5 protein-coding genes are annotated in these 10,757 nt (G+C 73.3%); all 5 read right to left on the reverse strand.

Annotated features, from left to right (window positions below; translation table 11 throughout):
- Positions 1 to 46: 46 nt before the first annotated feature.
- Positions 47 to 943 (reverse strand): peptidoglycan-binding protein, encoded by an 897-nt coding sequence (locus O3Q52_RS39235; protein WP_269653347.1) that lies wholly within the window; start codon positions 941 to 943, stop codon positions 47 to 49.
- On the reverse strand, positions 943 to 2,538 hold the full coding sequence (locus O3Q52_RS39240) for a DUF6519 domain-containing protein (RefSeq protein ID WP_269653348.1): 1,596 nt from the start codon (positions 2,536 to 2,538) through the stop codon (positions 943 to 945). The genes O3Q52_RS39235 and O3Q52_RS39240 overlap by 1 nt, the downstream gene beginning before the upstream one ends.
- Positions 2,539 to 2,610: 72 nt before the next feature.
- On the reverse strand, positions 2,611 to 4,791 hold the full coding sequence (locus O3Q52_RS39245; RefSeq protein ID WP_269653349.1) for a hypothetical protein: 2,181 nt from the start codon (positions 4,789 to 4,791) through the stop codon (positions 2,611 to 2,613).
- A 64-nt stretch (positions 4,792 to 4,855) separates the two neighbouring features.
- Positions 4,856 to 8,827 (reverse strand): putative baseplate assembly protein, encoded by a 3,972-nt coding sequence (locus O3Q52_RS39250; RefSeq protein ID WP_269653350.1) that lies wholly within the window; start codon positions 8,825 to 8,827, stop codon positions 4,856 to 4,858.
- Positions 8,824 to 10,757 (reverse strand): putative baseplate assembly protein (locus O3Q52_RS39255; protein WP_269653351.1); only part of this gene is annotated, 1,934 nt, incomplete at its 5' end. The genes O3Q52_RS39255 and O3Q52_RS39250, both read right to left, overlap by 4 nt.

Here is a 10,757-nt window from a genome sequence, read left to right on the forward strand (position 1 = left end):
GGGTCCGCGGCCCGTTCGCGGCCCCGGCGCGGCGGCGGGCCGCCGGTCAGTCGCCCGACCTGGGCACCTTCAGCGCGTCCCAGGTGACCTTGCCGGGGATGCCGTCCGCATCCTTGCCCTTGAAGCCTCGCTTCTGTTGCCAGGCCGCGTAGGACTTGCGGTCGGCCTCGGTCCAGTCGGGGCTGGGGCCGCTCTCGTAGCGGCCGCAGCCCTCGGCGACCAGGCGGCGGCCCATGGCCGTGATCACGGCGGACTTCTGGCCGATGTGGAAGAAGCCACCGCCCGGGAAGGGCTCGTACGAGGGCTTGGGTGCGGGCTTCGGGTCGGGGGCGGGCTTGCCGCTGTCGCCCTTGCCGCGCAGCCGCTCGGCTATGCGCTTGCGCATGCCGTCCATCGTGAAGCCGCGCGGGTCCGTCTTGCCGGGCTGCCACTCCTTGTGGCCGATGACGGAGCGCTCGGTCCAGCCGTGGGCGCGGCAGATCGCGGCGGAGACCTTCTCGATGGCCTCCTTCTGCGCCTCGGGCCAGGGGTCCTTGCCGTTGCCGAGGTTGATGCACTCGAAGCCGTAGAAGTGGCGGTTGCCGTCGGTGTCGGCCTCGTTGTCGGCAGGGAGCTTCGACTCGTTGATCACCGCGCGCAGGACGTCGCCGTCGCCGAGGCCCGCGTGGTTGGCGCGGCCGTTGCCGACGAGGTGGACCTGGCCCTTCTTGTCGATGACGCCGTGGCACAGGGGGCCGGGCAGGCCCGAGTAGCCGTCGTAGCAGATGTCGACGGAGGCGGCGGTGCCGGAGGTGACGGTGTGGTGGATCATCACGCCGTTCATCGGACCCCACGGGCCCTTCGAATTGCGGTTGTGGCGGCGCCAGTTGCGCACCTCGTGGACCGTGAGGCCCTCGGCGCGCAGGATCTCCACCAGCTTGGACGCGGTCAGGGGCTTCGCCATTACTTGTCTCCTTCCACGGCTGCCTCCGCCTCGGCGGTGGTCTGCGACCTCCCGCCGGACGGGTCGGCCTCCGCCGCCTGTTCCTCCTGTCGCGCCCGGGTCTCCGCCGCGAGCGTCGCCTCGTCCGCCGCCGGGATACTGCTGGCGAGCGGGCCGAAGGCGAGCCGCAGGTCCAGCGCCTCCCCCTCGCCCTTCACCAGGGCGAGCGGCGCGAAGTGGCGGGCGATACCGGCCGGGCCCTGGAGCAGCGGGCGGCGCGCCGGGTCGACCGGCCACTCGACGCTGCCGGTGGCCGTACGGGCGGGGACGATCCAGTGGTCGCCTGTGCGGTACGTGCCGCCCTTGGCGAAGTAGACCTCGACACCGTCCTCCAGGGGCAGCCACTCCCCCTCCGTGACGGGAACCGCCCCGCCCCGCAGGGTGGTTGACCGGCCCTTGCGCCTCGGGCCCTCGTGGTGGTCCCAGCGGCGCAGGAACGGGTGCAGGCGCGGCAGGCGTCCGACGCCCGGCTCCGGCTCGGCGGACAGGCGTACGCGGCGGCCGGGCAGGTCCAGTTCCTCGACCCTGAGCAGCGGGAGGGGTTCGAGGCGGGAGGCGTACGCGGTGTCGGTGAACTCCACCCGGTCACCGACGTCCAGGTCCAGCTTGTCGTCGTGGCCGAGGGACGCCAACTGGACCCAGGTGCCGTCGAGTTCGTCGACCGGGAAGACCACGGAGCCGTTCTCGCGGGACCACTTGAAGGTGGCGCCCTCCTTCGGCTCTCCGCCCTTGGCTCCCTCACCCGGCGCGCCGCCCTCGTGGACCTCCACGCGGTACAGCTGGTTCTCGGGGCCGCGGTAGCGGGAGTCCGGCTTGACCAGGCAGGGGTCCTCGTCGGCGTGGTCGGGCCGTTCGGCTCGGGCGGCGAGGCGGGCCGAGGGTCCGGCCTGCTTCTGCGCCCAGCGTGCGAAGGCCGCGCGGACGACCTCCTTGGACGGCTCGGGCTCCTCGGTCTCCAGCTCGTCGAGGGCCAGCGGCAGGACCTGCCAGACGACCTTGGCGCGGGCGGCGGTGTCCGGCATGGCCGCGCCGAGGGCGACCTCGCGCAGCGCCGGGTCCTCGGCGGCGGTGACCGAGCGCTCCCACACCTGGAGGTAGACGACGAACGGGGCCTGGGCGGGCGAGGGCAGCCGGTCGCCGGGCTTCTCCGGGTCGCGGTATCCGTCGGGCTGGTCCCAGTAGGTCCAGTACGCGGGCGGCTGCGCGGAATCCTGCGCCTTGTCCTTCTCTTCCTCGTCGCCCTCGTCCGGTACGGGGACGCCGGGGGCCGGGCGGCCCGCGTCGCACAGGATCCCGTCGACGTAGTACCGGCCGCCGTGGATGTGCAGGGTGTCGATGTCGTGCTTGCCGCCGACGTACTCGATACGGAAGCCGGCGGCGTCGCGCGGGCCGCCGTGCTGCCCGATCAGGTCGGCGGTGAGCGCGCGGGCCTGGTACAGCTGGATCGCGGTCTGCTCGTTGGCGTCGGCGTCGAGCTGGACGCGGCCCTGCTGGGCGATGACCGCGGAGTAGTGCCGCTCCGGGCGGAACGTGGAGCGGGAGAGGTCTGCGTGCATGAAGGGGATCCCCCTGGTTCAGGAATTGCGTGCGGGTTCTGGGGCGCGTCGAGTGCGCGTGGGGCGCGGAGGTCAGGTCACGAAGAAGATCCCCGCGTCCGTCCCCGCGGGCGTGTACTCCGCGAGCCGTGCCCGCAGGCTGTCCTCGCGCTGCGGCCGGTACAGGTCGTGGAAGGCGCCCAGTTCGGCCCCGTCCTCCGCGCCGCGCCGGATCTCCTCGGCACACCGGTCGGCCAACAGCCCGTACCAGGGCGTCCCGTAGCGCTGCGAGGTGAACAACGGCCTTACGCGGGCGGCCTGTTCGGGGCCCACCAGGTCCGGCCCGCGGCGGTGACGCCGTGGCGTACGGGACCCGGTGGGCACGTACGAGTAGCGGAGGCAGCCGATGCCCCGGCGGGCCACGTGCAGCCGCCCGGTGAAGACGGAGTTCTCGGCGATGCGGACCGCGTGCGTGTGGATCTCGCCGATCACGGTCGTCCGGTGCAGGTGCAGCACGGCGTGGGCGTGCCGGCAGTCGGGGGCGGAGAGTGCCTCGCGGTCGTCGGCGGTGGCGTCCAGAATGCTGTCGCGGAGGTGGATGTCGAGGGGTTCCTCGGAGACCTCGTCGCCGATGACCTCGATCGTGCCGAGGATGCTGTGCTCGACCTGGAGGCACGCGGTGGTGCGTTCCAGGACGATGCTCGGCTCCTCGGGCGAGTGCGGGTCGCACTCCGGTTCCAGGGACCAGCCGGGCACGAGCGTCGAGTGGCGTACGACGACCGCGCCCATCGGGCCCGTGACGTTGATGCCGCGGCCCGCGACGAGCAACCCGTCGAGCACGATCCGTGGCCGCTCGCCGGGGGCGCAGTCCTCCGACACCGCACGGATGTTGAGGGCGTCGGGGCGATTGCTGTACCAGTCGAGAAGTCGGATCACCGGCCGGGTGCCCTCGGCCGCGCGCAGTTCCAGCCGGTCGCCCGGGTCGAGGTCGAAGTCCAACTGCTCCTGGTAGGCGCCACTGTGGGTGATCTCGATGATACCCTCGGGCCCGCAGCGGCCGGCCCGGCGGTCGTTCTGCCAGGCGCGGTAGGCGTCCATGATCTGCCGATACGTCTCGCCGGAGCCGACCCGGAACACGGAGGCGTCCGGACGCGGTTCGCGGTCGCGTACGTACTCGCCGCCGCCCATGTCGGCGCCGAACCCGTAGTGGTAGTCGACCCAGACGCCCTTGCGGGGCGCGGTGCGGGCGCCGAAGGCGATCCGGCCGAGCTCCGGGTCGACCGCGACCTGGCCGCGCTTGGGCCGGTAGCGCCAGTCCGACAGGTCGGCGACCACGATGTCGGAGGGCGGCACCGGCCGGTCCTCGCCGTCACGCCGGATCACGAAGCTCTTGCCGGGGCCGTAGTAGTCGGCGAGCCGGTCGTGGAGCGGGTGGCGGCGGATGAACGCCGGAACGTTGTCGATGGTCGCGATGTGCGTGGGCGACGGCTCCGGGACCGGCTTGGTGACCAGCGGGGTGTCGTTGCCGAGGATCGAGAAGGTGTAGAGGTTGCGGGCCCGGTCGATGCAGTACGCCGGGGAGGACGTCAGCGAGTGCGCCTTCAGCCGCCATACGAAGAGTCCGACCCCGGCCGGGCTCCAACCACCTTGCCGGTGACGGGAGTCGGCCCTGCGGACGTCGACCGAGCGGGCCACCGCGCCGAAGGGGCCGCCCGCCAGGTCGAGCGCCGAGCTGTCCCTCAGGTCGACCGTGCGTCCGCGTGTCCCGCGCTCGGCGCCACCGGTCCCGTACAGCTTCACGGGCTGCTGGTGGGAGACGTGGCGGGAGAGCTCGACGGCGCGTGCGGGCCAGTCGGCCACCCGCTCGGAGAGTTCTTCGAGGAGGTGGAGGGTGCCCTTGCGGCGGCGGTTGGCGACGGTCGCGGCGACATCGCGGCGCGGGGCTACGGCCTCGGTGAGCGCGGCCGAACTCCCGCCCCGCAGACCGGTGGTGAGGACCCTCCCCCAGCCTCCGGCCGGGGGGACCCCCATCTCGCTTCGCTCGTAACCCGGCAGCGTCCGGTAGCCGACGAGGTCGCCGAGGTACGGCAGCACCCAGGGGGCCGCCGTCTCGACGAACAGGTCCTCGTAGCCCTGCTCGACCCCGTCGCGTACGAGGTCGAGTTGCTCGGCCATGACGGCGAGCAGGGCGCGCAGCGGTTCGCCCTCCTGGGCGTCGCGCAGCCGGTGCCACTGGGGCAGCAGCTCGGCGAGTCCGTCCGGTTCCCTGGCCATCACACGGCCTCCGTCTCGAACTGGACGTCCGCAGACATCGCGGCCGTCGCGGCGATCGCGGGCATCACTTGACCTCCGTCAGAATCAGGGTGTCCGCGGCCTTCGGCGACAGCAGTGCGAGCTGGGCCGGGCGGATGCCGCGGAAGACGTACACCGAACGGCCCTTCGCCAGGCGGCGGGTGTCGGTGATGTCGGGGTTCAGGCGCAGGAGTTCGGCGAGCGGGACGCCGTGGCGCGCACAGATGGCCGACAGCGTCTCGCCGTCCTTCGCACGCACGGTGTGGACCTTCTCGTCGTACGTGGCTCCGCGCGCCGGGACCGAGGCCTTCGGCAGGCCCGGGTTCGCGAGGAGCTCGGTGAGCTCCCCGGCGGTCGCGGAGGCGGGGACGCCGGTGAAGACGTCGACGTCCATGTAGTCGACGCCGGGCACCTGGTGGGCCGTGGCCAGGATGTCGGAGAGGCGGGCGGGCTGCCCCAACTCCCTTCCCTCGTAGCCCAGTCGACGCAACAGGGCTTGGCGCAGGCGGGGTTCGACGATCTGCCAGGTGTGGTCGGGCGCCACCTTCACCTTCGCGGCGACGAGGAGCGCGACGAGTTCGCGGACGTCCACGCGGACCGGGAGGTTCGGGTCACCGTACTCGGTGAGCGCGCCGCGCAGGGCACTCAGCAGGTCCGAGTCCTCGGCGATGGGCACGTCGTCCGTGCCCGCGACCGTCACGTGCAGCACGCGCCGCCGTCCGTCGAAGAGTTCGCGCGCGGCGGCCCGGCCGATGCCGGCCCGGGAGCGGGCGAAGTCCTCGTAGTCGCTCTCCGAGACCAGACGGTCGAGGGCCGAGACGGCCAGCGGGACCGTGCGCCGGGTGAGTCCGGGACCGTCGGCGTCGGCGCCGCCCGTGGCGGAGCGCGGGTTGGTGACCGCGGTGACGCCGAGGGGGCGGGTGAGTGCCCGGGTGATGCGGCCGGCCGCCACGTTGGCGGCCCTGCCCGTGCCGAAGCGGTAGCGGGCGCGGATGTTCTCGTGGCCGCTGGGCAGTCGGGCCCCGTGGACGCCGTCGCCGAAGGTCACGGTGGTGCGGCCGTCGGCGGTGGTCCCGGTGATGCAGACCCGCTCGCGCGGACCGCGCCCGGCGAGGCTGTCGACCTCGTGCCAGAGCACACCGTCGACCCTCACCTCCAGGACGGGGGTGGCACCGAGGGGGTTGTCGTCGGCGAGCCAGGTGAGCGGGGACTGCCAGAGCGCGAACGTCTGGTTCGTACGGTCCGAGTCGCCGCTGCCGATCGGCTCGTCCCGGCCCTCGCCGTGGGTCGCCTCGACCACGTTGCCGAGGATCCGCACGGTCTCGCGGCGGTAGCGGTACGCGAGGTCCGCGGTGAGCGTCAGCTGCGTGTGGACGTGGTCACCTGGCAGTTGGGGATCGACGGCTGGGTCGGCGGCCGCGATGGTGACGACCTCCGTGGCCTGGACGGCTGCCACGCCGGGGATGTCGCTGCGCTCGCCCGCGACGATCAGCGTGCGGCCCGGCCTCAACCCGTCGTACAGCTCGGCGAGTTCGATCTCGTTGCCGTGCACGTCCTCGCCCAGCGGCTCGTCTGCCAGGCGCAACGGCTCACCGTCCGCGTGGACAGTGGTGTCGCGGATGTGCGAGAGCAGGACGTCGAACTCGTCCAACCACGGGTCGGCCAGGACGAGTTCGGTCCCGCGGCCGGTGATTCCGTAGTTGGTGTACGCGGCCGTCCGCGCGGCCACGACCTTCGTGGTGACGAACGCGAGCTTCTTGTCACCCGGGATACCACCCTCAGCTCCCTTGCCGGGCCGCTGGATCGCGACCCAGCTGCCGACCGTGATGCCGTCGTGCACCCGGTCCAGCTGCAGGACGCGGCGGTTGGTGGGCTCCGGCTTCGAGGCGATGACCACCTCCACGTTCGGCGCGGCGCTGCCCACGGTGTACGTGAGGCTCACCTCGTACTCGCCGTGCGTGAACCGCTCCGGGACGCCCGGCCGGAGGGTGACCTGCTCGGATGTGCCGTTGTGCACGCCCACGTGGACCAGGCCGTCCGCGTCCGGGCGGGACACGAAGAGCGTGCGGTTGGGCAGGCCCTCGCGGAGGACCGCGGTGACGCCGGGCTCCTGGGAGTCGGTGGGGCGCCGGTTGAGCCAGCTCAGCTCGCGGTCCTGGCCGGCGCGGGTGGACAGGTCCACCTCGCCCGCGCCGAGGCGGAAGGTGACCGGCACCGCGACCGGCAGGTTCTCCGCGCGCTGGTCGGAACTGCTGCCCTCGACGTACTGGAACTCCGCGCGCACCGGGACCTTGCCCGCCGGGTCGAACACGACGCGCATGCTGACCAGGGCGGCGCCGGTGAGGGGCCAGTCGGCGGTGCGGATGACCCGGCCCCGGTCGTCCTGGACCGGCTTGAGCGGGGCCATTGCTCCGAAGGGTGCCGTGGTCACCCGCATCGCGAGCAGTTCCCGCAGGAGTTGCGGGGTGCCGGGGGCGGCGGTCGTCCGCCAGGCCGGATAGAGGCCGGTCAGGCCGGGGTTCAGGGCAGAGAGCAGGCGGGCCGTGTCCGCGCCCGGGCGGCGGGGCTGTTCGGCGCCGGTGGTCGGTGCCGGGGCCCTGCCGCGGAGGGCGGGGAGGACGGAGCCGAGGGCTTGGAGGGCGGCTTCGCGGGGGCCGAGGGGGGTTGGGGTGGCGGAGGCCGTCGGGCTCGGGGCGCCGGGAGTTGTCGGGCTCGGGGCAGCGGCTGATGCCGTGCCCTGGCCGATGGCTGCCGCCGTGCCCTGGTCGCCCGAGGCCGCCGTCGAGGCCTGCCCGCCCGTCGGCGGCACCGGCTGCGAGGGCGCCAACTCAAGTGCGCGCTCGGCCAGTTCGGCGAGTATCGCCTCCAACTGCTCGAACCACGCCGCGACATCCTCGTAGGGCGTCGCGAGGACCTGGGCCTCACCCAGGCGTGCCACGGGCTCGGCGAGGCGGGACGCGAGGCTCTCCGGAGTCTTGATCCCGTCCAGGTCGGCACGCAGCGGGGCGAGGACCTGGTCGTCGAAGTCCTCGATCAGGCGGCTGACCGGGCGCGGGTTGGGGACCTCCGGGGTGGGCGGTTCGTCACCGGGGTCGCCCGGCGCCTCGGGTTCGGAGGTCCACCGCCGTACCTCGTCGACGAGTTCCCTGAGAGTGGGCGGGGCCGACTGGGCCAGGCCGATCGCGGTGATCTCGTCGTCCCGGTCGATCCGTACCTTTGCGACGGGCAGCAACTTCGGTGCGGTGGCCGCCTGCTCGCCGAAAACGAAGAGCAACTGGTCGCCGGTCTGGAGGGAGTTGGCGGTGCCTTCGACGAAGAGCTCCGAGCGGCGCTCCAGGTCCGCCGGGGTGACGAGGGACGGGCGGCGGCGCCGGACCTTCAGTTCGTTCCAGTCCCAGCGGGCCGTCAGGTCACGGCTCGTCTCGAAGGTCTGCGACTCCTCGCCGGCCGACGCGGGCACGCTGTGGCTCTGCGCCCCTCGCGGGATCACCACGGGCAGGGTCTCGGCGCGCGGGTCGCGTTCGAGGCTGTACGCGAGGTGCGTGGAGGCGGCGACTCCGGGCCGCGGCCGGTGTCCGACCAGGCGGCCGAGCAGCGCGAGCGAGCGGTGCTCGTTGGCCGTCCGCAGATAGGCCTCGTCGGCGATCCGCTCGGAGTGGAAGGTGAGCAGGTCTCCGAGGACGGCCGTGGCGTCGAGCAGACCGATCGCCGGGTCGTCGGGGGTGCGGACCGTGAGCCCCTTCAGGGCCGGGTACGCGGGCGAGGCGAGCCGGTCGAGCTGGGCGGCCAGGAAGGAGCCGTACTCGCCGACGCGGTAGTCGAGGGCCGTGCGGCCGAGCGAAGCGAGATGGGGGTACCCCCGGCCGGAGGCTGGGGGAGGGTTGTGGAGCGGGGCGGGGGCGAGGCGCTCGTCGTGGCCGCCGCACGCACCGCCGCAATCGCATGTACCGCGACCGTATGTGCCGCCGTCGGACACGCCGTGGCCGCATGCGCCGCCGCAGGTGCAGTCGTCGCTCATCGGGCACCTCCGAGGGATATCGCAAGGCGGCCGTTCTCCGGCCGGTCGGGGTCGTTGTCGCAGGTGGCGATCTCCAGCGGGCCGAGCCGCAGCACGCCGTCCTCCCTCTCTCCTCGGTCCTCGTGGAACAGCCTTCGAAGCCGTGTGACGTGGACGCTCTCGACGCCGGGCACCGCGGCCGCGACGGCGACCAGACGGCTGAGCCGGACCGGTTCGCCGAAGGTCAGCGCGTCCGGGTGGAAGAAGCCGAGCCGTCCGCCCGGGAGGCGGCCGCTGCCGAGTACGCGGTACAGCTCGGCCAGGATCTGCCCGTGCTGGTGCCCCGGCTTGGCGCACACCTTCAGCTCGATGTCGAGCGGCACGAGCCGGGCGGGCGCGACCACGAGGTCGTGGCCGATGCGCCGGTACGCCTCCAGGGCCTGGGCCACCTCGGCGAGCAGTGCCTGCGAGGGGGCGCCGGTGCCGTACGGGTCGACGGCGATGTGGGCCTCCTGGACGCTGCCGGTCCAGCGGATCGCGGCTGCGGCCCGCTGCACCCCGGGCAGGGCGGAGGCGAGGGCCGCGTAGTCCTCGGCGGTGACCGCGCGGAGGCGTGTGCGGCGCAGGTCGAGGGGGGCCAACTGGCGTACCTGCTCGACGGGTTCGGGCTCCGTGCCGCCGACGGCGGGCAGCGGGTTGCGTACACCGGCCACGGGCGGTTCCTCACGGTCGCCGCCGTCACTGTCATTGCACAGGACGAGGTGGTTGATGGCCTCCGCGCCGACGTTTCCGGCGGTGCCGCCGCCGAGCCGGTAGCGGAGTTCGAGGCGGGCGCCGGGGGTCGGACGGGCGCCGTGGCGGCCGTCGCCGAAGCGCAGGGCGAGGCGTCCGTCGTCCTCCAGTTCGCCGACGAAGTGCCGGTCGCGGGGCGTGCTGTCGAGCAGGTCCCGGCGCGGCTCCCACACCACGTCACGGTCACGGTCGCCGTCGCCATCGCTGTCGCTGTCGCTGTCGTGGAGGCGTACGGCCGGGAGTGCCTGGCGCGGGTCGTGGCGCAGCGCCGCCGAGGCGGGGCCGCGCAGCACGAGTTCGTCCGGGCGCAGTCCGGCCGCGTACGCCGGTCCCCAACTGTGCGCGATCTCCCAGGCGATGTGCCCGTCGAGGACCGTGCCCGCGCGGGCCCGTGCCGTGAGCACCTCGACGCGGCGCAGCTTGGCGTCGAGCAACTGGTCGCTGCGGAAGAGGAGTTCACGCAGGGCGCGGACCGGGTGGAGGTGAAGTTCGAGGTGCTCCAGGGTCTTCAGGCCGTAGATCACGGTGAGTTCGGCGATCTCCTGCTCGCCGAGCCCGTCGCGGTCACGGGCGCTGCGCCACAGCTCGACGAGCCGCTGCCTGACCCGTCCGGGGATGGCGGCGATCCGCTCGGCCTGGCCAGCGGCGACGGTCCGCGGGTCCGGGAACGGCACGGTCTGCGCCACGGGCGAGCGGCCGAGGACCGGCCGGAAGCGGGGTGCGACACCGGGGTACACGGACTGGGCGAGCAGGGTCCTGAGGGCCGCGACCTGCGCGTACGCCGTGCCGGGCACTACACGTTCCTGCCGCTGCCCGGCGAGTTCCAGGCCAAGACCGGCGCGTACGGTGGCGTCCTCTCCGACGACGTCGAACAGCTCGCGGATATCGTCCGGGGCGAGGGGGTCTCCGCATTCGGCCTTGTCCGTGAGGGAGTTGATGAGCCTCGCGGGCGCATTGCCCTCGTCGCGGTCCCGGCAGCCGATGGCGGGAGGGGCGCAGGAGCCGACGACGGCGGGCACGGGCGGTACGGTCACCGTCTCCGGCAGGCCGTCGCCGCACCAGTTCAGGGAGCGGCCGTGGTCGACGAGGACGACGTTGCCGCGCGCGAGCGTCACGTCCTCGACGGGCTCGCAGTCGCGTCCACCGCGCGTGGCGAGGC

Source organism: Streptomyces sp. ActVer (assembly GCF_027270795.1).
In the GTDB taxonomy this organism is placed as follows: domain Bacteria; phylum Actinomycetota; class Actinomycetes; order Streptomycetales; family Streptomycetaceae; genus Streptomyces; species Streptomyces umbrinus_A.